At 63.5% G+C, this 24,502-nt stretch carries 19 protein-coding genes; 13 read left to right on the forward strand and 6 right to left on the reverse strand.

Features of this window, described 5'->3' with window-relative positions:
* The first annotated feature begins 26 nt into the window (after nt 1-26).
* The 5 genes from OPU69_RS09680 to OPU69_RS09700 all read left to right on the forward strand — a co-directional run bounded on the left by OPU69_RS09680 (nt 27) and on the right by OPU69_RS09700 (nt 8,430).
* On the forward strand, nt 27-1,859 hold the full coding sequence (locus OPU69_RS09680) for a DUF885 domain-containing protein (RefSeq protein WP_498510656.1): 1,833 nt from the start codon (nt 27-29) through the stop codon (nt 1,857-1,859).
* Between the two features lie 148 nt (nt 1,860-2,007).
* Nucleotides 2,008-3,399, forward strand: a complete 1,392-nt coding sequence (locus OPU69_RS09685) for an MATE family efflux transporter (protein ID WP_498510658.1) — start codon at nt 2,008-2,010, stop codon at nt 3,397-3,399.
* A gap of 76 nt (nt 3,400-3,475) precedes the next feature.
* Nucleotides 3,476-4,471 (forward strand): glycosyltransferase, encoded by a 996-nt coding sequence (locus OPU69_RS09690; protein WP_060977905.1) that lies wholly within the window; start codon nt 3,476-3,478, stop codon nt 4,469-4,471.
* A 209-nt stretch (nt 4,472-4,680) separates the two neighbouring features.
* A complete protein-coding gene (locus OPU69_RS09695; protein ID WP_498510660.1) occupies nt 4,681-5,748 on the forward strand; it encodes a cell wall hydrolase in 1,068 nt (355 codons plus the stop codon).
* A gap of 363 nt (nt 5,749-6,111) precedes the next feature.
* On the forward strand, nt 6,112-8,430 hold the full coding sequence (locus OPU69_RS09700) for an EAL domain-containing protein (RefSeq protein ID WP_060980208.1): 2,319 nt from the start codon (nt 6,112-6,114) through the stop codon (nt 8,428-8,430).
* Between the two features lie 463 nt (nt 8,431-8,893).
* Here the strand turns inward: OPU69_RS09700 and OPU69_RS09705 are convergent, their stop codons facing one another.
* Nucleotides 8,894-10,177: an enoyl-CoA hydratase-related protein gene (locus OPU69_RS09705; RefSeq protein WP_082730690.1), complete on the reverse strand. Its 1,284-nt coding sequence runs from the start codon at nt 10,175-10,177 to the stop codon at nt 8,894-8,896.
* 86 nt (nt 10,178-10,263) lie between these two features.
* Here OPU69_RS09705 and OPU69_RS09710 point away from each other — a divergent pair, with 86 nt between their 5' ends.
* Nucleotides 10,264-11,469 (forward strand): DUF3667 domain-containing protein, encoded by a 1,206-nt coding sequence (locus tag OPU69_RS09710; RefSeq protein ID WP_498510663.1) that lies wholly within the window; start codon nt 10,264-10,266, stop codon nt 11,467-11,469.
* Between the two features lie 11 nt (nt 11,470-11,480).
* On the opposite strand, the gene OPU69_RS09715 is transcribed toward OPU69_RS09710, so the two are convergent.
* Both OPU69_RS09715 and OPU69_RS09720 read right to left on the reverse strand, forming a co-directional pair.
* Complete coding sequence (locus tag OPU69_RS09715) at nt 11,481-11,885, reverse strand: acyl-CoA thioesterase (protein ID WP_498510665.1); 405 nt, start codon at nt 11,883-11,885, stop codon at nt 11,481-11,483.
* Between the two features lie 83 nt (nt 11,886-11,968).
* Entirely contained in the window at nt 11,969-14,329 is a 2,361-nt protein-coding gene (locus OPU69_RS09720) for a TonB-dependent receptor plug domain-containing protein (protein ID WP_498510667.1), read from the reverse strand.
* Nucleotides 14,330-14,518: 189 nt separating this feature from the next.
* Here OPU69_RS09720 and OPU69_RS09725 point away from each other — a divergent pair, with 189 nt between their 5' ends.
* Entirely contained in the window at nt 14,519-15,598 is a 1,080-nt protein-coding gene (locus OPU69_RS09725; RefSeq protein WP_060980212.1) for a phytase, read from the forward strand.
* On the opposite strand, the gene queF is transcribed toward OPU69_RS09725, so the two are convergent.
* Nucleotides 15,599-16,057, reverse strand: a complete 459-nt coding sequence (queF, locus tag OPU69_RS09730; protein ID WP_498510669.1) for a preQ(1) synthase — start codon at nt 16,055-16,057, stop codon at nt 15,599-15,601.
* Nucleotides 16,058-16,225: 168 nt separating this feature from the next.
* Here queF and OPU69_RS09735 point away from each other — a divergent pair, with 168 nt between their 5' ends.
* The 5 genes from OPU69_RS09735 (at nt 16,226) to OPU69_RS09755 (ending at nt 21,200) form a co-directional block, all read left to right on the forward strand.
* Entirely contained in the window at nt 16,226-17,776 is a 1,551-nt protein-coding gene (locus OPU69_RS09735) for a hypothetical protein (RefSeq protein WP_498510671.1), read from the forward strand.
* Nucleotides 17,777-17,866: 90 nt separating this feature from the next.
* Nucleotides 17,867-19,384 carry a S10 family peptidase gene (locus OPU69_RS09740; RefSeq protein ID WP_498510673.1) on the forward strand — a complete coding sequence of 506 codons (1,518 nt, stop codon included), beginning with the start codon at nt 17,867-17,869 and terminating at the stop codon, nt 19,382-19,384.
* Between the two features lie 11 nt (nt 19,385-19,395).
* Nucleotides 19,396-19,740, forward strand: a complete 345-nt coding sequence (locus tag OPU69_RS09745; RefSeq protein WP_498510675.1) for an ArsC family reductase — start codon at nt 19,396-19,398, stop codon at nt 19,738-19,740.
* Between the two features lie 165 nt (nt 19,741-19,905).
* Nucleotides 19,906-20,190: a DUF427 domain-containing protein gene (locus OPU69_RS09750; protein ID WP_060980217.1), complete on the forward strand. Its 285-nt coding sequence runs from the start codon at nt 19,906-19,908 to the stop codon at nt 20,188-20,190.
* Nucleotides 20,191-20,213: 23 nt separating this feature from the next.
* Nucleotides 20,214-21,200: a glycerophosphodiester phosphodiesterase gene (locus OPU69_RS09755; RefSeq protein WP_498510800.1), complete on the forward strand. Its 987-nt coding sequence runs from the start codon at nt 20,214-20,216 to the stop codon at nt 21,198-21,200.
* A gap of 14 nt (nt 21,201-21,214) precedes the next feature.
* On the opposite strand, the gene OPU69_RS09760 is transcribed toward OPU69_RS09755, so the two are convergent.
* The gene (locus OPU69_RS09760) at nt 21,215-22,309 is read right to left on the reverse strand and encodes an endonuclease/exonuclease/phosphatase family protein (protein ID WP_498510677.1); all 1,095 of its coding nucleotides are present in this window, start codon (nt 22,307-22,309) and stop codon (nt 21,215-21,217) included.
* Nucleotides 22,310-22,431: 122 nt separating this feature from the next.
* Between OPU69_RS09760 and panB the strand changes: the two genes are divergently transcribed.
* Nucleotides 22,432-23,304 carry a 3-methyl-2-oxobutanoate hydroxymethyltransferase gene (gene panB, locus OPU69_RS09765; RefSeq protein WP_498510679.1) on the forward strand — a complete coding sequence of 291 codons (873 nt, stop codon included), beginning with the start codon at nt 22,432-22,434 and terminating at the stop codon, nt 23,302-23,304.
* Nucleotides 23,305-23,310: 6 nt separating this feature from the next.
* Here panB and OPU69_RS09770 read toward each other — a convergent pair whose 3' ends face one another.
* Nucleotides 23,311-24,420, reverse strand: a complete 1,110-nt coding sequence (locus OPU69_RS09770) for an alpha/beta fold hydrolase (protein WP_067512545.1) — start codon at nt 24,418-24,420, stop codon at nt 23,311-23,313.
* Nucleotides 24,421-24,502: the final 82 nt, after the last annotated feature.

The raw sequence follows: 24,502 nt of genomic DNA on the forward strand, positions 1-24,502 counted from the left end.
TCCGCGCCAAACCAAGGGGAATCATCATGAAAATGTCGCTTCGTTTCGCCGTTTCCGCCTTCTCGCTTGCCCTGGGGCTGCCCGCTTCGGTCGCCATCGCCGGTGATGCCGCTGCGCAGACGGCCGAAACCACCCAGGATGCCGCGCTCACCGCCTTTCTCGATACCGAGTTCGAGGCGTGGGTGAAGATGCAGCCGCAGCTCGCCACGCGGCTCGGCCGCAAGGACGGCGGCGACAAGTGGAACGACCCGAGCGAAGCCGCCGCCGCAGCGCAGCTCAAATGGCGGCAGGACAGCGTCGCGCGGATGAAGGCGAAGTTCGATCGGGCCAAGCTGTCGCCCGAAGCGCAGGTCAACTACGACATCTGGGAGCTGGAGGCCGAGCGTGCCGCCTTGTCCCATGCCAACCGCCTCTATCGCCCGCCCTTCTATTCGCGGCTTTACTCGGCGCACAGCCAGCTGCCCGATTTCCTGATCAACACGCACACGATCGCCGACGAGACCGACCTCAAGAATTACATCGCACGCATCAAGGGCATGCCTGCCGTGCTCGACGTGGCGATCGAGCGGACCAAGGCAAGCGAGGCAGCCGGCATCCGCGCACCGAAATTCCAGGTCGAAACGATCATCGCGGGCAGCGAGAAGCTGACCAGCGGCGCGCCTTTCGGCGACGGCCCCGATGCCGCGCTCTGGGCCGACGTGAAGGCCAAGACCGAGGCGCTGGTCAGTGCCGGCAAGCTGCCGCGCGCTGCTGCGGACCAGCATCTGGCCGAGGCGCGCGCGGCGATCGTCGCGCTCAAGCCCGCCTATGAGCGGGTCATCGCCTGGGCCAGGGCAAGCCTGCCCAACGCGCCGAGCGGCAAGGTGGGCGCGCTGACGCTGCCCGATGGCGCAGCCTATTATGCCAATGAGCTCAGGCTCAACACGACGACCGACTACACCGCCGAACAAATCCACCAGATTGGCCTGTCGGAAGTCGCGCGGATCGAGGCCGAACAGGATGCGCTGGCGCAGAAGGCCGGGTTCAAGGATCGCAGCGCCTATTATGCCGAGCGCGCGCGCCTCAATCCGCCGCGCCAGTTCGACGATGCCGCGCGCAAGGAATATCTCGATAGCGCCAATGCGTTCGTGAAGCACACGCGCGGTCTGCTCGGCCCCTATTTCAACACGCTGCCCGCCTATGGCATCGAGGTGGTCCGCGAACCCGCGTTCTCCGAAGTAGCAGGCGGCGCTGCGCACGCCTCTGCCCCCAGCCCGGATGGCGCGCGCCCGGCGCGCACCTATGTGCATCTGGTCGGCACCGTGCCCGATCCGGCGGCCAAGTACACTTTGATGTGCCATGAGGCGGTGCCGGGCCACAACATGCAAGGCGACATTCAGGTCCGGCAAAAGAGTGGACCGCAATTCCGCGCGGTGACCGGCTATGTCGCGTTCGGCGAAGGCTGGGCGCTCTATGCCGAATCGCTGTGCAAGGAAATGAACGCCTTCCCCGATATCGCCGCCGATTTCATGCGGCTCGATGCCGAGCTGTTCCGCGCGGCGCGGCTGGTAGTCGATACCGGGCTGCACGCCAAGGGCTGGACCGAGGATCAGGCGGTCGAATACATGAACACCACCGGCCGCCAGCCGATCGAGCGCTCGCGTTCCGAAATCCGGCGCTATATCACGCTGCCGGGCCAGGCCACCGGATACAAGATGGGCATGCTCAAGATCGTCGAGCTGCGCCAGAAGGCCGAACAGGCGCTGGGTCCCAAGTTCGACATCAAGGGCTTTCACGATCTGCTGATCGCATCGGGTTCGCAACCGCTGTCGATCCTCGAGCGCCGGGTCGACGACTGGATCAAGCGCAGCCAGGGCTGATCGTTGCTGACGCAAAAGCGGGTTTCGATCAGAAACCTGCTTTTGCTGACGCGATGATCGACTATATGGGCGTCACCGGGCGGCGCTGGATGTCGACCGAACAGACGGACACGCCGCCATTTCTGACCCCGCTAATGCCACTGTCGAAATGACCCCGACCGATGCCGGATCGGAAGAGACCGGCATGGGCGTCGCAGCTGCCCCGCAACCCAGGCCAGGCAGCGGCAAATTCCTGACCGGAAGCCTGATGCGGCACGTGGCGGTGATGACGCTGACCTCGAGCATCGGCCTGCTGGCGCTGTTCGTCGTCGATTTCGTCGATCTCTTCTTCATTTCGCAGCTGGGCGATCCCGCGCTGACGGCGGGCATCGGCTTTGCCAGTACGCTTCTGTTCCTCAACTCGTCGCTCAATATCGGCCTGATGATCACGATCAGCGCACTTGCGGCGCGGCGGATCGGCATGGGGCGCGCGGAAAGCACCCGTGCATTGCTGGGCGAGGTGCTGATGATCGGCGTCGCGCTATCGAGCGTGATCGCGCTAGTTTTCTGGATCTTTGCCCCGCAATGGGTCGAGCTCATGGGTGGCAGCGGAGCGGCCCGAGACGCTGCGGTCAGCTATATCCGCATCGTGGCGCCTTTCGGCCCGGTCACGGTCACGGGCATGGTCTGCTCGGGGCTGTTGCGGGCCTATGGCGACGCCCGGCGCGCGATGAATACCACGCTGGCGATGGCGATGGGCAATGCCGTGTTCGATCCGATCCTGATGTTCGCCCTGGGCTGGGGATTTGTCGGCGCAGCCTGGGCAACGGTCATCTCGATCATCATGATGGCAGCAACGGGCATCATTCCGATCCTGCGCCATTATGGCGGCTTTGCCATGCCCTCGCGCGAGAGTTTTGCTGCCAATCTTACCGACATCCGCAAGATCATGGTGCCGGCGGTGCTGACCAATCTGGCGACGCCGGTGGGCGGCATCATCGCCTTCCGCCTGATCGCAGTCTATGGCGAAGCATCGGTGGCCAGCTATGCGGTGATCGGCCGGATCATCCCGCTCGCCTTCTGCCTGCTGTTTTCGCTGTCGGGATCGATCGGCCCGATCATCGGCCAGAATTACGGCGCCGGTCAGCTCGAGAGGGTGCGCGGCACCATCGACCGCGCAGTGATCTTCGCCGCTGGCTTCACCCTGCTCATCTGGCCGGTGCTGATCCTCGGCGTCGATGCGATCGGCTGGATCTTCGATCTGCCGGCGGGCGGCATGGACCTTATCCATGCCTTTGCCTGGGTCGTCGTGCCCCTGTTCTTCTTCAACGGCCTGCTGTTCATCGCCAATGCCAGCTTCAACAATCTGGATCGCGCGTCCTGGTCGACCTGGACCAACTGGGGGCGCAACACGCTGGGCGTCCTGCCACTCGCGATGCTGGGCAGCCAGATGGCCGGAGCGCCGGGCGTGCTGGTCGGCCAGGCGGTTGGCGGTGTGCTCTTCGGGCTGGGTGCCTATTGGCTGACCCGGTACAGGGTAAATCAGCTGCGGCAATTATAGGTTAACCCGTTTGGCGATAGGCGATGTTGCAGCTATTTGTGCAAGTCAGTTTCTCACATCCGGTTTTACGCTGATCATGTCCTCGCCCGATACTCCACTGATCTCGGTCATGATGAGCGTGTACAACGCGGAGCGGTACGTTGCCGAGGCGATCCAGAGCATCCTGGGCCAGACCGAGGGGCGGTTCGAATTCCTGATCGTCAACGATGGCTCGCGCGATGCATCAGGATCCATCATTGATCGCTATGCCGCGCAGGACAGCCGCATCCGTGCGATCCACCAGGAAAATCGCGGCCTGATCGCCAGCCTCAACCGCATGCTCGATGAGGCGCGCGCACCGCTGGTGGCCCGGATGGACAGCGACGATGTCTCGCGGCCAGAGCGGTTTGCCGTACAGCTCGCCTGGATGCAGGCGCATCCCGATATCGCGGTGCTGGGGACCAATACCGACGAGCTCGATGCCGACGGTGCGTTCTTTCCATGCAGCGATTTCCATCCCGAACACCCCGCCGACATCCGCGAGCGGCTGATGGCGGCGAGCGCGATGTGCCACCCTTCGGTGATGATGCGCCGCGATGTCATCCGGTCACTCGGCGGCTATCGCGCCGCGTTCCGGCATTGCGAGGATTATGACCTGTGGCTGCGGGTCAGCGAACGCCACGACCTGTACAATCTGCCCGACCGGCTGTTCCTTTATCGCCGTTCGCCCGACCAGGTGAGCGAGAAGCACATTCTGGTGCAGGCGATCGGGGCAGCGTGCGCGCGCTATGCCGCGCAGCAGCGGCGCGCAGGCCTGCCCGATCCGTTCGAAGGCGCCACCAGCCTTCCCTCGCTCGACCAGATCGATGCGGTACTGGGCAGCAACGGTGTGGGCGCGCGGATGCGGCTCGAGGTGATCGACAGCATCAAATATTCGCCCGAGGCGATGAGCGGCGGTGGGCTGGAACTGATGCAGGCGCATCTGCGTGACGGAGGCACCAAACAGGGTTTCTGGCGGACGGCAGGACGCATGGTGAAGATGGGGATGATCCCTCAGGCACTCACGCTCTCGCTCGATCTGATGCGCTACTGACCCTTTCGAGTCACCCCGGCTTTTCAGCCTGTTAACGCCTGCTGCCATGCGTGTCCCTGTGCGAGACAGCGCAATTTGGGCGCTGATTTGGTAATGGTTTTGCGCTATCGGGGGCGTGTGACAGCGATCATATCGCTTCCCCCACCGTCAGGATAACGCTCCTCCCCATGCTTTCGCGCCTTGCCCCCCTCTTGAGAGCCCATGGCGCGATGGGTCTGCGCGAATGGATCGCCTGGCTTTTGCTGGCGCTGGTCCTTTCGGTCGGAGCTTCGCAGATCGTTCGCGCCCAGCGCGCCGACGAGATCGAGCGCGCACCCCGCTATCAGCCCGAAGGCGGCATGGCATTCGAGCATGCTGGAGAGAATTTTCCAGGCTCCGCCTTCTATTATCTCGACGATGCAGGCTCGCTCGCGCCGCCCGCGCCTGCGGTGCTCATCGATCAGGAGCCTGGCCCGGGCACAGCCACCTACATGGTGCACGGCATGGCCCTAACCGGATCGCCGCTCGATCATGCCCGCGCGCTTCAATGCCTGACGGCTGCGATCTATTACGAGGCGGCAATGGAGCCCGATGCTGGCCAGCAGGCGGTCGCACAGGTCGTGCTCAACCGCGTGATGCATCCGAGCTATCCCAACACCGTGTGCGGCGTCGTCTATCAGGGGTCGGAACGCGCCAGCGGCTGCCAGTTCACCTTCAGCTGTGATGGCGCAATGGCGCGCACACCGAGCCCGATCTACTGGGCGCGGGCACGCCGCGTCGCCGAACGTGCATTGGCCGGCTATGTCTATCGCCCGGTCGGCACGGCAACGCATTATCACACGACCGAAGTCTCCCCGTACTGGGCACCCAGCCTCGATTATATCGGCACCATCGGCGCGCATCGCTTCTACCGCTGGCAGGGTGCGGCGGGGCGCAGCATCGCCTTCAACGCGCGCTATCTGGGCGGCGAACCCTTTCCGGGACCCAAGCCGCGCACCGTCTTCACGCTGGCTGGCGGCGTCGATCCGCTCGATCCGCTGGTGCTGGCCAAGGCCTATGAGGCGGCCCGACTGAAGGCGGAGTCGGAGAATGCTGGCGCGCTCGAAGCCCAGCGGCTTGGTCGCCCCTCTGCCGTCGCCAATCCCGCGATATCGGGCAGCCCGGTGCCTGCCTATGCGCCCGAAATCGCACGGCGCGGCGGCGAGAATGCGCTGCGCGGCAGCAACCTGCCCGATAACAGCCAGATACGCCCCGAATATCGCAATTCCGGCCAGTGGATACGCCAACCGGGCAGCTGAAATGCGCTCCGCCACGCGGCGTTACGCACGCATTAACCACGTTTGGCAACCAGCTTCGCGAAACCGCGCTTAGCACTTGCTATCTTATCATCCGACCTCGGCCGCCATGTTGCGCCGCCGCCTGTCCCGAATTGGGACTCGGCGCCAGCAGGGACTGCCGACCGCTTGCTCGCAAAAGCCAGGGAGGCGCAAAAAAACCGTCCTGTTTTCGGTAACTTGGTGCTCTGGACGTCACACGCGATCGTTGGATGGGCCGCTGCTACCAGAGCCGGATGCAGGCGACCGATGAAACCTTCGATCCGAGGCAAATTTGCATTTGGTTAACCGCCTGCAGGGTATGACGGTTTACGAGGAAGTAACCACATGAAGTCCGTCGCCACTCGTAACAGCAAGAAACCGGCCAGCCCGATGCGCATCCTGCTCATCTGGACGCTGGTGTCGGGCCTGTTGTTCGGCGTGGCAGAATTCGCTGAGCCGCTGGATGACCTTTTGCTGGCCATCCGCAACAAAGCGCGTGAGCACAATGCCAGCGGTCAGGTCGTCGTGGTAGGCATCGACAATCTGGCGCAGCAGGAAGTGGGCGACTGGCCTTGGAAGGCCGATCGCTATGCTCGGATGATAGAAAATCTCGGAAATGCCGGTGCGCGACGAATTTTCTTCGATTTCCCGATCAATGGCCTCAAAAATGACCCGGGCGCACCACGACTTATCGAGGCGCTGAAAAGCCATTCGGGAAAAGTCTATCTTTCGGCCGCCTTTTCTAACGACGATTCGACCGGCAAGCGAATTCCGCTCATTCCGCCGCATGAGGCAAGGCGATACTCGCATCTCGTGAACACGAACGTGTGGATCAACGGATACAATATCGTCTGGTCGGCCCGATATGCCAACCGGGTCGGCGACCTTGTCGTCCCGTCGATCGCGTCGGTTCTGTCGGGAGCTCGTGGCGGGATCGATGAAGAGTTCCCGATTGATTATTCAATCGCCATCGGTTCTCTACCGTATATCAGTGCGAGCGAGATTGTCCGCGGTGACGCGGTGGTCTCGCGCGTGCGTGGCCGCGATGTCATTATCGGCACCAATGCCAACGGCATAGGCAATCGCTATTCGGTTCCCGGCCACGGCCCATCGGCAAGCGTTTTCGTGGCAGCTCTGGCTGCCGAGACCCTTCTGGCCGGCGCTCCGGGAACTTATGGCTGGTGGGTGCCATTCCTTCTGGCTCTCGCCGTCACCGCAATGATGATGCGCGTTTCGCGAACGCCTCTGGTGCTGGGAATGCTGGTGCTGCTGCCAAGTTGCGCGCTCGGGCTACCGCTCTTGCTCGAATCCTATGGGCACTACACGCAGATCATGCCGGCGACAGTCCTGATGCTCGGCTCGATGGGTCACCTGGCATGGCGGCTGCATCGCCAGCGGTTCGACGAGCGTGGCATGGTCAACGAGGTTTCGGGGCATCCCAATCTCAACGCCCTTCGCGCAGAAGGCGTCGAAACCCAGGATGGACTGATAGCGGCCCGCATCCACAACTATGCCGAAGCCGCCACAGCTCTGCCTGCTGCTGCAGAAAAGGAACTGGTCGAGCAGATCATCCTGCGCCTGTCGCTCGGCAACGGAGGATGCAAGGTCTATCAGGGTGACGAGGGCATTTTCATGTGGCTGGTTCCGGCCGGTTCGGTAGGCAATGTCGGCGATCAGCTTGCCGGTCTCAGTGCCATTTTCCGCAGCCCTGCCAATGTCTCCGGGCGCCTGATCGACCTTGGTATCGCCTTCGGGGTCGATGCCGATCCCGGCCGGTCGATCCAGAGCCGGATGTCGAGCGCCCTACTCGCCTGCCAGGAGGCCCAGAATGCCGGCGAGCATTGGCGCGTCTATGATCCAACCAAGCTCGAGGCGACCGAATGGCGCGTGACCATGCTGGGCGAACTTGACGCTGCGATCGACAATGGTGAGGTCTGGGTCGCGTTCCAGCCGAAGCTCGATCTGCTGTCCGGCGAGATCTGCGGCGCGGAAGCGCTGGTCCGCTGGACGCATCCCGAAAAGGGTCCGATCAATCCCGAGGAATTCATTACTGCGGCTGAACGCCATGATCGGATCGAAAAGCTGACCGAACACGTGCTCAACCGCGCGGTGCAGGTCGCAGCCAGCCTGAACAAGGGCGGGCGCAAGTTCGACATGGCGGTCAACCTGTCGCCGCGGCTCATCGGTCATGCAAATCTCAAGCCGATGGTGGTCCAGACATTGCGCCGCCACGGCCTTCCCGCCGAGCGCCTGATTCTGGAAATCACCGAAACCGCAGCGATGTCCAGTGCCGAATCGGCGATGCAGGAACTGCGCGACCTGCGTGGTATCGGGCTGCAACTGTCGATTGACGATTATGGCACCGGCTTTTCGACGCTAGACTATCTCAAGCGCTGTCCGGCAACGGAGCTCAAGATCGACCGCAGCTTCGTGCGCATGCTGGTATCGAGCCGGTCCGACCGAATCATGGTCAATTCGACGATAGAACTGGCTCATTCGCTCGGTGAAGAGGTGGTGGCCGAGGGCGTCGAGGACAATGAGACGCTCCAGCTGCTTGGTCAGATGGGGTGCGACAAGGCCCAAGGCTATCTGATCGGGCGCCCCATGCCCTATGAGGCACTGGTCGATTATCTGGCTGATCACTCGCCAGCCAAGGCTGCCTGAACACCCAAATCCTTGAAAATTCTAAGCATTCCAGTCCGTGGCGAATCGCCGCGCGCCGCGCCGCGCAATGTCATTGGTTAATGGCTTGTTGACCATTTTACATTCTGTTAGCCTTCTTTCTGGGCGTGTCTCGTAGTTCGCGCCCTAAATGGAGTGCTAAAAATGGCAAAGCGTACCAAGCAGCCGGTTCGCGGCTTCTGGGACTGGGTCCTGGGCGGCGGCTGGAGCAACTGATTTAGAGGTTCTTTTTCAAGAACTTAGATCAGGTGGCCCCGATCGCAAGGTCGGGGCCATTTTTGGTATCGCAGGGCCGAGCAGCAAGCAGCACCGACGAAACGCAGGGCCGTCGTGCAGATGCAATCCGGCGATCATCAGTCAAAGTTGACTGTCGATTCGAAAAGGTTAACGCCAGAATTGCACAGTTCGCCGCTGCATAGGCCCCGATACTCAGCGTCGTCTGTCTCTACTTGCCTTCGAAGCGCGGCGGGCGCTTTTCGAGAATGGCATCGATCGCCTCGCGATGATCGTCCATCTGCTGCAGCACCCCTTGCCAAATCGCCGCCTGATCGAGATGCTCGGCGAGCGTCACGTCGCGCGCATCCTTGATCAGTCGCTTGGTTTTGCGAATCGCGGCAGGCGGGAATTGCGCCACCATGTTCGCAAGCTCCATGGCACGCCCGATCAGTGCGTCGCCCGGCACCACTTCGGACACCAGACCATAATGCTCGGCCTTGGCCGCATCGATGAACTCGCCGGTCAACATCATTTGGGTCGCCTTGGCATGGCCGATGATCCGTGGCAGCAGCCACGCGCCGCCATCGCCCGGGATGATGCCTACGCGCAGGAAACTCTCGGCAAAGACCGCATCCTCCGCCGCGATGCGGATGTCGCACATGCAGGCAAGGTCGCAACCGGCACCGATGGCATGCCCTCGAATCGCGGCGATAACCGGGACCGATAGTCGCTCCATCGTCATCGGGATGCGCTGAATCTGCGTCTTGTACCAGTTCTCGAGTTGCATCGGGCTCATATGCTGCTCGGATGTCAGAGCCTTGATCTGCTTGATATTGCCGCCCGAACAGAAGCCCGGCCCCTCGCCGGTCAGCACGACGCAGTCGATATCGGGATCGGCATCGGCAGCTTCGAGCGCAGTGACGAGCGCGCCGATCACCTCCTCGGCCAGCGCATTGCGCGTTTCCGGTCGGTTGAGCGTGATCGTCGCGATCCGACCCTCCACCGCATAAAGCACCGGCGGCGGCGTGTCGCTTGCGGTGCGGGCGACCCGATCGGCATAGCCGCCGCCGTGGAACAGCAACGGCGGCTTGCCCTCGCTCTCGTAATCGACGACCTCGCCGACCATGATCACATGATCGCCGCCCTCGTAAAGATGCCGCGTGTTGCAGATCAGCCTTGCCGAACAGCCCTGGATGTTGGGCGGCCCCTCCTCCCCGATATCGAGCCCGGCAAACTTGTCCTCGATCCGGGAGGCGAAGCGGTTGGAAAGATCGTCCTGATCGCTCGCCAGGATGTGCACCGCGAACTGTCCAGCCTGCTCGAACGCCGCCATCGACCGGGCCGAGCGGGCCAGCGACCACAGGATCAGTGGCGGATCGAGCGACACCGAGTTGAAGCTGTTCGCCGTCACTCCCACCGGGACGCCATCGGCATCGCGCGTGGTGACGATGGTAACGCCGGTGGCAAACTGCCCCAGTGCATTGCGATAGGTCTTGGGATCGAAATGGGCCATTCCCCTGCCCTAGCCGCACGCGATTGCCCCGCGCAACGGCAAAAGTCCGGGGCGTGATCCAGACAATTTGCTTGGCCGGTTTTGCCATGGCCAGTACACTGGCAGCCGAGACACAGGGCGGCGGGGCAACAACGGCAATGAGCGGCGAATTTGAAATGGCAGGCGCTATTGCCGAGGGCGGAATGTGGGCGCGCGTCGCCGAACCCAAGGCAGGCGAAGCGCATGCCGAAGGCCATGGCCAATGCCTCAACTGCGGTACGATCCTTGCCGGCCCGCACTGCCACCAATGCGGTCAGGCGGCGCATGTGCATCGCTCGATCTCGGCCTTCTGGCACGACATCCTGCACGGGGTGCTGCATTTCGACGGCAAGTTCTGGAACACGCTGCCGCTGCTCGCCTGGCAACCGGGGCACCTCACCCGCCGCTACATTCACGGCGAACGGGCGAAATTCATCAGCCCGATGGCGCTGTTCCTGTTTGCGATCTTCCTGATGTTCGCAATCTTCTCCTATGTCGGCTCGCCCAATTTCACCGGAGAAAAACCGGGATCGGCCGCATCAGAAGGCGTCAATCTGGTCGACATCAACAATGGCGACTGGCGCGGCGCGATGCGTGCCCAACTGACGAAACTGGAAGAGAAGATCGCCAAGCGCGAGGCCGAGCTCAAAGAGCTGCCCGCGGATTCCCCGGCCCGCGCCAAGATCGAAGCGCAGATCCGGGAATTCAAAACCGATGCGAACGGGCTGAGCTTCGCGACCGGGGGCAAGCCGCGCTATCCCGAGCTGCTGGCCGAAGACGGCACCCCGATCCCGGAAAATTTCGAGTTCAACACCGACGTCAACACCGGCTTTCCCGCTTTCGACGCGTGGATCAACAAAGTCGCAGCCAAGGCCAAGAAGAACCCGGAGCTGCTTCTCTACAAGATGCAGTCGAATGGCTACAAATTCGCCTGGCTTCTGATTCCGCTATCGATCCCGTTCGTCTGGCTGGCCACTATCGGGAGGCGTGGCCACCGCTTCTATGACCATGCGGTGTTCACAACCTATTCGATCGCATTCATGTCGCTGCTGTTCATCGTCGTGACATTGTCGGTGAAATTCAACCTCATGCCGGGTCTGGTGATCACCGCCGCGCTGTTCTATGCGCCGTTCCACATGTACCGGCAGCTGCGCCACGCCTATGGCACGTCGCGGATCGGCGGGATTTTCCGGCTGGCGCTGCTGCTAGGCTGCACGGCTATCGTCGTGCTGCTGTTCCTGACGATCCTGATCAACCTGGGGCTGATCGGCTGATCGGATAGGGGTCAGCTGCCGAAAAAGCGCCGCTTGATATCCTCGGCCAGCCGCGCGGGGCGCAGCGTTTCGGCGTCGAGGCAGCACCAGCTCGACTTGACCTCGGCCAGCACATCCTCGCCGCGGCGGATGATGGTCTCGTAAAAGGCGCGCGCGCCATGCACCTTTTCCAGCATGACCGATGCGATCACGTGATCGTCCAGAAACGCGGGCTTGCGATAGGTGATCTCGTGCTTCAGCGCGACCCACAGATGCTCGGCCACCGCCTGGGGCGGCGCGATATTCTGCCAGTGCGCGATCACCGCATCCTGCACCCATTTGAGATAATGGGCGTTGTTCACATGCCCCATGAAGTCGATCTCGGACGGATCGACGCTGATGGGATGGTCATGGCGGATGGCAGCGGAGTCAGGCATGGCCGCAATGTAGCGATTTGTGCAGGTTTACGGAAGCGGCAATTGCCGGAGGCTGAAGCGAGCCCCCGGCAATGGCAGGGCGATCAGAAGGCGTAGCGTGCAATCAACTGGAAGACCGGTCCAGCCTCTTCTGACTCCAGCTCGTATTCGTCGAAGCTGCGGTCGATCTGATCATCGACCGTGGTGAACTTGTTGAACACTTCGCGCTTCTTGCCGTTGAGCAGGTTCGAGCCAACGGCGCGGATCGTCAGGCTGTTGCCGAAGCGCTTTTCGATGAAAATTTCCAGATCAGCACCATAGGTGGTGGTGACTTCCTCACCGATAACCCGCCCCACTGCGCGGCCCTGTTTGCGATAAGTGGCACCAAAGGCCATCCCGATCGATTTCAGGTCCTGGATCGCGCCGAAATTGTAGACGAATTTCGACTGGTCGTTGAACCGGCGGTCGCCGAAGATATCGGTGATCTCGCTGTCGAGATACGACACGTTGCCGAAAATGCCCGTATCCGGAAGGCCAAGAAAGCCGAGGTCGGTCGACATGTCGAATTCCACGCCATAGACCTTGCCGTCGCCGACATTGCGCGGCTGGAACACAAACGTGCCCGCACCTTCCGAACCGACCCTGCCGGTATTGGTAAGCTCGATCAGGTTCTGGACGTCACGGTAGAAGAAGTTGATGCCGACGATACCGCCGCGCCCGATGCGACGCTCATAGCCCAGATCGATGCCCCAGGCGGTCTCCGGGTCGAGCTGCGGATTGCCAAGGAGATCGTTATCGCCCAGTTCCGATTCCAGCAGCGCAGGCGAAATGAAGTTGAACTCCGGACGACGGTTGGTGCGCGCCACCGAGCCGATGATCCGATCGCGGTCAGTGATGTCGTATTTGAACGAGGCCGAGGGCAGCAGCTTCTCATAGTCGTTGCCCTGTACGCCGGCAGCCGGAACCGTCGCATCGACGATGTTCAGGTCGGTCGTCTCGTAGCGCAGGCCGGCTTCCCAGGAGAAGCCGCCGTGGCGACCTTCGACCAGCGCAAAGCCGTCGATGCGACGTTCCTCGATGGTGTTCACGCTGCCCGGCTCGGGAGCGAGTGCGCCGAAGGCGGTGTTGAGGCTGGTCGGGTTTTGCTGGAACTGGTTCCAGTTTCGCGCCGCAGCCACATTGAAGCGGTTGCGCACCGTCAGGATTGCGGTGTCGCGATCCTTGTCCTGATAGAAACCGCCAAAAACCAGCTTGATCTCATCGCTGAGATCGACGGCATGCTCCAGCTTAACCGTGAATTCGCTGTCGTCGATGTCGGTTGTGGTCAGGTCGCCGGTGAAACGTGGGGTTGCCCGGTCGAAATCGACCTCGAATTCGGTCTCGCGCTGCTTGTCGGTGAAATTGGCATAACCGATGCGTAGCGAGGTCTTGCCCGCCGACCATTCGTGCGAGAGTTTTCCGTCGATCGTATAGTTTTCCTGATCAATCTCGTTCACATTCGCATTGTCGGTCAGCAGGTTGCCGCTGGCAGCGCCATTACGCACTGGACCGTTGATCGCGGTCGGGCTGTTATACTCGTAGCTGCGCTCGGACTCAGTGCGATCCGTGCGGACATAAAAGCCGCGAATCTGGAAGTTCGTATCGCCGCCATCGATCTCATAAGTGGCGTTGACCGAATAATCCTTGCCGTCGCGCGTGTCGGTCTGATCCTCGCGATTGACGAAGTCCTGCGTTGCGAAGCTGGGATTATTCTCGGGCGAGTCGCTGTAGCGCAGGCTCGACTTGAGCTTGGGGTTGTGACGCCCCTGGAAATTGCCACCGACCAGCAGACGGCCCGGGCCGACCTTGCCGCCGAACACCGCGCCGAAGCTGGGTTCGAATTCCTCGTCATCATAATAAAGCGCACCGCCGCGCACATAGCCGCCGTCGAGCTGATAACCGTCGCGCAGCACGATGTTGAGCGAACCCGCTACCGCATCGCCCGTGCGCCGTGCCGAGTTGGAGCGCACGATCTCGACCCGCGAGATCAGTTCGGCCGGAATGCGGTCGAGGAAGAACGAACGGTCAGCCTGGCCGCCGGGAACGCGCTCACCATTGATCAGGATCTGGGTATAGCCCGGCGGCAGACCACGCAGACGCGGACCGTCGCTTTCGATAACGTCCGAGAGGAAGGTGACCGAGGGCACGCGCTTAAGGGCGTCGCCGGCGGTCAGCGGCTCGAAGCGCTGGAAATATTCGGTGCCATATTCGAGCACCGGCTCGGCGCCGTCGACACGGTTGCGGTAGCCGATCTGGCCCTGGACCACGATATCCTGCGAGGTCGTAATCTCCTGGTCGCTGTCGCGCGGCTGCTCTTCGGCCACAGCGTCCTGCGCCGAAGCGAGCACGGGCAGCATCGCCAACCCGGCAATGCCCGCGAGCAGCGTGCAGCGCGTCGCACGGTTGAAACCGAAAATATTGGTCATGAGTTTCCCCCCGAATCAAACAGCCGGATCGGCTGCGTTCGGCGCGCCGCTAACAGCGCTCCAAGACGGGTGGATGAACTTCAGGTTTCAGATTTGCGTCAGTTCTTGCACAAAACTGTCATCAGCGCGCCATATCGACGTGGCAGCGGCCCCATACCGCAAATTCACTTCGACAAAGGATTTCCCGTCATGGCCGCTCGTTCTTCCATCCCCCTTTTCGGGGCGAGCCTTTTCGCTCTGCTGGCCGGTGCCTGCGCGCCCAAGGAAATCCCGCTCGAGACCCGAATCGCCAATGCGCTGCCGGCCGTCGATGTGCCTGCCACGGCGGAAACCGTGCCCGTCGGCACCGCCAATGCCGATGCGGCGGACGATCCGGCGATCTGGCGCAACCCGGCCAATCCCGCCGCCAGCCTCATCGTCGGCACCGACAAGAAGGCCGGGCTGTATGTCTATGGCATGGACGGCAAGGTGCGCGGCTCCTCGCTGACCGGACGCTATAACAATGTGACTCTGTTCGCAGGCGAGCATGGCATTGTCGTCATCGCCAGCGACCGCACTGATCCCGTCAATTCCAAGCTTGCGCTGTTCCTGCTCGATCCGGCCACCGGTTCGCTTGCTTCGCTCGCGAGCGTGCCGAGCGGCGTGGGCGAAGGCTATGGCGTGTGCGTCACCGCTGCGCCGCGCATCGCGATGGTCGGCGCGCCCGATGCGATGACCGCCTATGCCGCGATCAAGGACGGCACCGTCCGCCAGATCAGCATCACGCACAAGGACGGGAAAGTCGAGCACAGCGCCGGCGCGACCTGGAAGCTCAAGACTCAGATCGAAGGCTGCGTGGTCGATCCGGCGACCGGCGCGCTCTATGTCGGTGAAGAGGATGTCGGCATCTGGAAGATCGACCCCGCGCGCCCCGAGGCCGCACCGGTGCTGTTCGCCGCCGCCGACAGCAAGCAGCTGGTCGCCGATGTCGAGGGGCTGGCGCTTGCCACGCGCGAAGGCGCAAGCAGCCTGCTCGTCGCCTCGAGCCAGGGCGACCATGCCTATGCGGTGTTCGACACCGCCAATGGCAAGCTGCTCGGGCGCTTCCGCATCAACGGCGGCGCGCTCGACGGCACGTCGGAAACCGACGGGATCGAGCTGGCGGTCGGCAATTACGGCCCCGGCTTCGAACGCGGCCTGTTCATCGCGCAGGACGGCGACAATGGCGGCGGCACGCAGAATTTCAAGCTGGTGAGCTGGGCCGCGATCCTCGCCGCGCTGGGGCTGTAATCAGCCCCGCCCGCGATAGCCCGGAACGTCCTGCGGCGGCAGCCACAGCCCTTGCGGCGGTTCGCCCGATTGCCAGAACACGTCGATCGGGATGCCGCCGCGCGGATACCAGTATCCGCCGATGCGCAGCCAGTGCGGCTGCATCTCTTCGAACAGCCGTTCGGCAATGCCGACGGTGCAGTCCTCGTGAAAGGCCTGATGGTTGCGGAAGCTGCCCAGGAACAGTTTCAGCGACTTGGATTCGACCATCACCCTGTCGGGTGCATAGTCGATGACCAGATGCGCGAAATCGGGCTGCCCGGTGACCGGGCAGAGCGAGGTGAACTCGGGCGCGGTGAAGCGCACCAGATATGGCCTGCCGGGACGAGGATTGGGCACATAGTCCAGCACCGCCTCTTCGGGAGAGGTCGGCATGGGGCTGTCTTTGCCCAGAAAGCGTGTTTGGGGTTGATCAGTCATGCGCCTCATCTAATGCGGCACACGGCTGATGTCATCTCCCGCCCCGCATTCAGCGCCGATTAAGCGCTCAGACCGCGTGGCGGATGCTTCAACTGGGGATGGTCAGCCTTTTGTCGGACCGGTCGCACGCGCGCCGGCCGCATCAGCTATACGGGGAATTTCGTCGGCATGAACGGTGACGGCCGCAAGATCATTGGGACGCTATTGGCAGCAGGCCTGCTCGGCCTGAGTGCGCCCGGCATGGCGCAGGACAATCCTGGCAGCTTCTCGCTCCCGGCAGGGGCGCAGCCGAGCCCACAGCCGCCATCCGACGTGCAAGGTCCGGTCGATGCCGAATCGACCCCGCCGCGCCGGACGGATGAACCCGCCGAGCCCGCACCGCGTCCCCCGGTGGCGACGATCGCGCCGACCCCGGTGCCGCGCCAGCAGACTCCGCGCCAGCAGACCCCGCGCGCGCAGGAAACGCCGCGTCCACGCCCTGCCAGCCCACGCCCGGCGGCGCAGCAGCCGCAAGCGCAGCCGCGCGTGCAAGCGCCTGTCGCGGCGCCAGCCCCCTCACCCGCGCCCGATACGCCGGTCAGCTCGGCTGAGCCGTCTGCTCAGGCTCCCGCCGCCGAACTCCCTGCAACCGACGCCCTGCCCGTGCCCGAACTGCCGGGCCTTTCCGAGCCCGATCCGGCAACCACGCCGGAGACCGACCCTGCCGAGGTTGAAGACGCCGGCTCGATCTGGTGGTGGGCTGCCGCTGGCCTGGTCGCGCTGGCGAGCCTGGTGTTCATGGGCCTGCGCTCGCGCAAGCCCAAGCCCGCCGTCGCTGCCGACACGCCGGTGCATCTGCAGCCGGTCGAGACGGTGCCGACCCCGCCGCTGCGCCAGCAGCCAAAGGTGGCCGCGCCTTCTGCCCCTGCACCGCGCCCAGCCGCACCTCAGCCTCAGCCGCAGCCTCAGCCTCAGCTTCAACCGCAAGCGGATTTGAAATTCGACGCTGCGCAGATGGCAGGAAGCTGGCGCACCGCCGCAGCGACACCACCGCCGCCAGCCATCCCGGCCACCGCTCGCGCGCCCGTCATGGCGCCGCCGCCCGAGGCGGAAGAGGCGGACATGGACGAAATCCTGCCCGATTCGGCGCTCGCCGATTCCGCCGGTGGCGCGTCGGCCTCGCTCGGAGCCCCGCCGGGCGTGCCGCAGCGGCATCAGCTCGGCGGTGAAACCCCCGCGCCGGTGGTCCCGCGCCTGCTGCTCGACTACACGACGCTGGGCATCGACGTGACGCTGGTGAACGCAGTGGCGCGCTATCATCTGGGCGTCACCAACATGTCCGACATGTCCGTAAGCAACATCGCGCTGCACGGTGCGATCGTTCAGGCGCGCAAGGGCATGCCGCCGACGATCGACCCGATGCGCGGCGACAGCCTGCTTCCGCATCTGCAGAAGATCGCCGATATCGACCCCGGCAGTACCCAGCGCTGCGAGGGCCAGATTCGCTTGCCGCTCGGCCAGATCGAGCCGATCGCGATGCAGGGCCGCATGCTGTTCGTGCCGCTGGTGCACATCTGGATCGGCTATAACGGCCCGGACGGCACGCGTTATGCGGTCACCCAGTCGTTCGTGCTGGGCGAGGAGAGCAATCCGCCCGGCCCGCGCGTCGGCCCCTTGCGGCTCGATCTCGGTCCGCGCCGCTTCACCTCGATCGGTCAGCGACCCTTGCAGCCTGCCTGATCGCGGCACTGCTTGCCAAGCATGGGGCGATCATGCCAATCAGCTGAAACGTATACGGAATGTTGATTCCGCGCTGAGAGGGTCCCCAACATGCTGAACCGGTTCGCTTCGTCCGCTCTGGCCCTGTGCCTGTGTCTTTCGCCCCTGCCGCTCTCCGCGCAGGACGGTGGCAAGGCGCAGGAAAAGGCAGCACCTGCCAAGATCGAGCCGATGGTTTCGGTGACCAAGCACAGCGGCACCTTCGGCGGCCAGCGCGTCGCCTATACCGCCACCGCCAGCGACACCTTCCTCAAGGACGAAAAGGGCAACCCGAAGGCGAGGATCTTCTCGGTCAGCTATGTCAAGGATGCGCCCGAGCCGAACCGCCCGGTCACCTTCCTGTTCAATGGCGGCCCCGGATCGGGCTCGCTCTGGCTGCACATGGGCGCGTTCGGCCCCAAGCGCGTCGCCATCCCCAATGACGGCCGCGACGATGGCGCGCCGCCCTATCGGCTGATCGACAATCCCGACAGCCTGCTCGACGTGACCGACATCGTGTTCATCGATCCGGTCGGCACCGGCTTTTCGACTGCGCTCGGCGACACCGACCCCAAGGAATATTGGGGCGTCACCAAGGACGCCAAGTCGGTCGCGCAGTTCATCCGCCAGTGGCTCAGCGACAATGGCCGCTGGAACGCGCCCAAGTTCCTGGGTGGCGAAAGCTATGGCACCACCCGCACCGCCGCCGTCGCGAACGAGCTGGAAGGCACGTATAACGACGTGGCGCTCAATGGCCTGCTGCTGATCTCGACCATTCTCGATTTCGGGGCGCAGGCCGAGGTTCCGGGCAATGAGATGCCCTATGTGCTGATGGTGCCGAGCATGGCGGTGACCGCGCTCTATCACGGCAAGACGCAGCCCGCCGCCTCGGGCCCCGGCCCCGATGCGCTGGCGCAGGAGGCGCGGGCCTTTGCAACCAACGAATATCTGCCCGCGCTGATGAAGGGCAGCGCGCTGGTCGGCGAGGAGCGAGCGGCGATCCGCGCCAAGCTTGCGCGCTATACCGGTCTGTCCGAGCAATATCTGGAAAATGCCGATCTGCGGGTGACGCCGGGCCGCTTCTACAAGGAGCTGCTGCGCGACCGTGGTCTGGTGGTCGGCCGGCTCGATGCGCGATATACCGGCAAGGATTATGACAATGCCGGGGAAGAGCCCGACAACGATCCCAGCTTCTATGGCATCGACGGCAGCTATACCGCCGCACTCAACGCCTATGTGCGGCAGGAGCTGAAGTTCAGCCCCGAGCGGCAATATGTCACGATCGGCGGCGTGAGCGACTGGGACTGGGACCTGCCCGGCAATGGCGGCGAATCGCGCTATTACAAGAATGTCGCGCCCTATATCGGCCGCGCGCTGCGCGAGAATAGCGGCCTCCGCGTCCTTGTCGCCCAGGGCTGGTACGATTTCGCCACCCCGTTCTTCGGCGCGGAATATTCGCTCACCCGCACCGGCATCCCCACCGACCGCATCGAATATACCCGCTATGACGCTGGGCACATGATGTACGTGAACGAGACGGACCTCAGCAAATTGTCGCGTGATATTCGCGGGTTTATCGGGCGTCGGTGAGGAGGCTTGCGATGACCACGATCTACGGCATCCCCAATTGCGACACGATGAAGAAGGCGCGGACCTGGCTGGAGGGTCAGGGCGTGCCTCATGACTTTCATGACTACAAGAAGGCCGGGATCAGCGCGGAGAAGCTGGATGCCTGGGCCGATGCGGTCGGTTGGGAGCTGTTGCTCAACAAGGCGGGGACGACGTTCCGCAAGCTTCCCGATAGCGACAAGGCAGGGATCGACCGGGCGAAGGCCATCGCGCTGATGGTGGAACAGCCTTCGCTCATCAAGCGCCCGGTGCTGGAATATCCCGGCGGCGTGCTGGTCGGCTTCAAGCCCGATGCCTGGGCGGCAGCGCTGGGCTGAGCCGGGCTGTCACATGCCTGTCAGCTTGGGCGTTTAGGACCTGTCGATACATCATCGTCATTCCCGCGAACGCGGGAATCCCGCTATGATCGCTGACCCCTGTGAAGAAGCGGGACCCCGTTGCACTGGGGTGACGAGACTATCGCGAGCTGAGGAGACCCGAAAATGCCCAAGGCCATCTGGAACGGCACCGTCATTGCCGAAAGCGACGATACCGTCGTCGTCGAGCGCAATCATTATTTCCCGCGTGAGCATGTGCGCGCCGATCTGCTGGTGCCCAGCGACACCACCAGCTTCTGCCCGTGGAAGGGCACGGCGAGCTATTATTCGCTCGAGGTCGACGGCAAGACCAATACCGACGCGGTCTGGTATTATCCCGAGCCCAAGGATGCGGCGAAGGACATCCGCGACCGGCTCGCCTTCTGGAAGGGTGTCGAGGTCGTCGCGTGATCCTGGCGGCGCTGGCGCTCGCCATGGCTGCGAACGGACCGATCGTCATTGCGCATCGCGGCGCGAGCGGCGAGCGGCCCGAGCACACCTTGGGATCGTATGCACTCGCGATCGACCAGGGCGCGGATTTCATCGAGCCCGATCTGGTGAGCACGAAGGACGGCATCCTCGTCGCGCGACACGAGAACGAGATTTCGGAAACCACCGATGTCGCCGCACACCCCGAATTTGCCGAGCGCAAGACGACCAAGACGATCGACGGCCAGAGCCTGACCGGCTGGTTCACCGAGGATTTCACGCTCGCCGAGCTCAAGACGCTGCGCGCCAGGGAGCGGCTGCCGCAGCTTCGCCCCGCCAACACCGCCTATGACGGGCAATGGGATGTACCGACGCTCGACGAAATCATCGCCCTGGTGAAGCGGCGCGAGCAGGAGACCGGGCGGCGCATCGGCCTGTACCCGGAGACCAAGCACCCGAGCCATTTCCGCGCGCTTGGCCTGCCGCTTGAGGAGCGGCTGGTCGCAACGCTCGCCAAGGCGGGTTATGACGGCGCGGATGACCCTGTGTTTATCCAGAGCTTCGAGGTCGATAACCTCAAGCGCCTCAATGCCATGACCGAGTTGCCGCTGATCCAGCTGATGGCGAGCGTGGCCGGTCCGCCCGACCAGCCCGGCGTAACCTATGCCGCGATGAGCACGCCCGAGGGCCTCGCCGAAATCGCGCTTTATGCCGATGGCGTGGGGCTCGAAAAGGCGATGGTCATTCCGCGAACCGCCGATGGCAGGCTGGCCGCGCCGACGCGCATCGTCGCCGATGCGCATGCCGCCGGGCTCAAGGTGCATGCCTGGACCTTCCGGCGCGAGAACTATTTCCTGCCTGCCGAGTTCAAGGCAGGCGACAGCCCGGTTGCGGTCGGTAAAGTCGGCGCGGAGATCAAGGCGTTCCTCGCCACCGGGATCGACGGGCTGTTCTCCGACAATGTCGCCGAAGCGGTGGCAGCTGTTCGATGATCACGGGGCGCTGATCAAGGCTTAGGGGCTTTCTCCCCCGAAGCTGTCCCTTCCTCGATCGCCGCCTTCTTGCCGTCGCGGATCGACATGACCATGTCCTTGCGATCCGCAGCATCGGGCTTTTCGGGCTCGTCGTTCAGTACCTTGGCCGCGCGCGGCGCGAGGCACACGGTGGCCGCCACCGGCAGATGGTCCGACCCGACATTTTCCAGCACCTTCATTTGCACGAGGGTGAAATCGGGCGACATGAACAGGTGGTCGAGCGGCCAGCGCAGGCCGGGAAGGTTCGCCGGGAAGGTCGCATAGAGCCCGCGCCCGACGCGCGGGTCGAGATAGCCGCCGATCCGCTTGAACATCTGCGAGGTGCGCGACCAGGCGACATCGTTGAAATCGCCCATGGCCAGCACCGGCAGATCGGTGAGCTTGGCATGGCGCGCGGCGATCGCGATCTCGCCATCGCGCTTGGCGGTGTCCTCGCCCGGCTGGGGCGGACGCGGGTGCAGGCCGATATAGCGGAACTTGGCCCCTGCCCCGGTCGAGATGGTCGCGAAGACCGAGGGCGTCTCGGTATCGATCAGCCAGGTGATCTCGGCATCCTCCACCGGCAGCCGCGACAGGAAGATCAGGCCATAGAGGTTGGGCAGCGGGGCCGATTGCCGGTGCGGATAGCGGTCGATCACCGGCTTCAATGCCCTTTCCCAGCCCTGGTCGGTCTCGAGCAGCAGCACGATATCAGGGTCCTCGCGGTCGATCAGGTCGATCGTGCGCTGATAGTCGCGGTTGGTCTGCAGCACGTTGAATGAGAAGGCGGAGATGCAGTTCTCCTTTTTGGTCACCGCCTGCGCCACCTCGGTCTTGGCGAGCGGAGTATAGGGATAGATGCGAAAGCCCTGCCAGCCGACCACCAGCAGCATCAGTGCGACCACGATGCCGCGCGCCCAACCGGACAGGATGGGGATCGCCAGCACCAGGGCGATCAGCGCGAGCACCATCAGCCCCAGGCGGGGAAAATCCCACATGCGGATATACCAGCGATAGCTGGTCAGCAGACTGAGCGCCGTGCCGGTAGCGGTAAGCGCCGCCAGCGCGAAAACCAGGATTCGCAGCATGCCTGAAATCACCCGAGCCAGAAGAAACAACGCCTTGTCGCCGTGTCGGACGCACAAGGCAAGCAAGCGTTGCACATAGGTTAGGTTTGCACCCCGCCCCTGCCCCCGCTACACCGGCGTCCATGTCCACCACCTACACGCTCGACACGTCGACCAGCCGCGCCAATCCCACCCCTGCGCCGATGAAGCGCCTGACCGTGCCTGCGATCCAGCGGCGCAAGCAGGCGGGCGTGACCGAGCAGCCGGTGGTGATGCTGACCGCCTATACCGCGCGCATGGCGCAGCTGCTCGATCCGCATTGCGACATGCTGCTGGTCGGCGATTCGCTTGGCCAGGTGATCTATGGCCTGCCGAGCACCGTGCCGGTGACGCTCGAGATGATGGCGGCGCATGGCGCAGCCGTGGTGCGTGGCAGCTATCACAGCATCGTCGTCATCGACATGCCGTTCGGCAGCTACGAAGCCTCGCCCGAGATGGCCTTTGCCAGCGCCGCACGGCTGCTCAAGGAAACCGGCGCGGCGGCGGTGAAGCTCGAGGGCGGCGCGGCGATGGCGCCGACGGTCAAGTTTCTCACCGAACGTGGCATTCCCGTGGTCGGCCATGTCGGCCTCACCCCGCAGGCGATCAATATCCTGGGCAGCTATGCCGCGCGCGGAAGGTCGGACAGTGAGGCGGACAAGATCGTCGCCGATGCACAAGCGCTCGACGAGGCGGGTGCCTTCGCGATCGTCGTCGAGGGCGTGGTCGAACCGATCGCGATCGCGGTGACCGAAGCGGTGTCCGCCGTGGTCATCGGCATCGGCGCATCGGCGCGCTGCGACGGCCAGGTGCTGGTCACCGAGGACATGCTCGGGCTGTTCGAGCGCACCGCGCGCTTCGTCAAGCGCTACGAGAACCTCGCCGAGGTCATCGAGACTGCGGTAAAGAGCTATGCCGGGGAAGTGAGTAACCGCAGCTTCCCCAGCGCCGACCAGACCTACGCACCCAAGGACTGAGCCCGGCTATTTCTCGCTGCGCTTGAGCAGCGCCACCAGTTCGTCCTTCCAGAACTTGGCCCAGGTGTGCGTGCTGTGCCCGCGCGTCTCGTCGGTCGCCTTGATCAGCAGATATTTGCCATCGGGCAGCCGCTTGCCGAAATCCTCGGCGACGCCATAGTCCCAGGGATTGATGAAATCGTCCGACGAGTTGATCCAGGTGACCGGCATGGTCATCGCCTCGATCGTCTTCGAAGGGTCGTAATTCCGCGAGGATTCGATCTGGTAGATGATGTCATTGGCGTCGATGCCCTTCATGGAAGCCTCGATCCGCTGGGTGATATAGGCATCGGCCGCATCGCGCGTGCCATAGGCCTTTTGCAGATAGAGCGGCGCGAAGCCCGCGACCTGCAACAGGCTGGCCGCGACGCGCAGGCCCATGACCGGCGGGCTGGTGTAATTGCCGCCCTGCCAGGCCGGATCGGCCTTGATTCCCTCGATCGCCGCCTTGCGCCACATGCGGTTGTGCCCCGCGATCGGCATCGGCAGGCAGGCCATCGGCATCATCGCCTGGACAAAGCCCGGATCGACCTGACCCCAGACGAAGCCGTGCATGCAGCCCATCGAGGTGCCCATGATCAGCCGCAGACGATCGACCTTCAATCCCTCGACCAGCATCTGCCGCTGCGCACGCACCATGTCGGTATAATCATAGGCAGGGAAGCGCATCCGGAGCCCGTCCGAGGGCTTGGATGATTTGCCGTGCCCGATATTGTCAGGCAGGATGATGTAGTATTTGGTGATATCGAGCGGCTGGCCCGGGCCGAACAGCTCCTGGGCGAATTGCGGTTGCAGGAACTGCAGCCCGGTGCCGCCGGTCCCATGCAGCACCATGACCGCATTGGTGACACGGCCTTGCGCGTCGCGCTTCGGCGTTCCGAGCGTCGCATAGTGCATCCGCAATTCGGGCAGCACCTCGCCGGTGCCGAAGCGGAAATCCTTGAGGACGATATCGCCCTGTGTGAGCTGCACCGCATAATCGACATCCGGTGCCGCCTGTGGCGGTCCTGGCTGCGCAGCGGCGGGCACGGCAAGCATCGCGCAGCCGAGCAATGCGGCGAGCATCTTCATCTTCATGGCAAACCCCTCTGTCCTTGAGGGGGCAACATTGCAGCGCAATCAACGGGTTGCAACTGTCCCGACGATGAGGCCAGATGAT

Source organism: Blastomonas sp. 34TW (genome assembly GCF_059803595.1).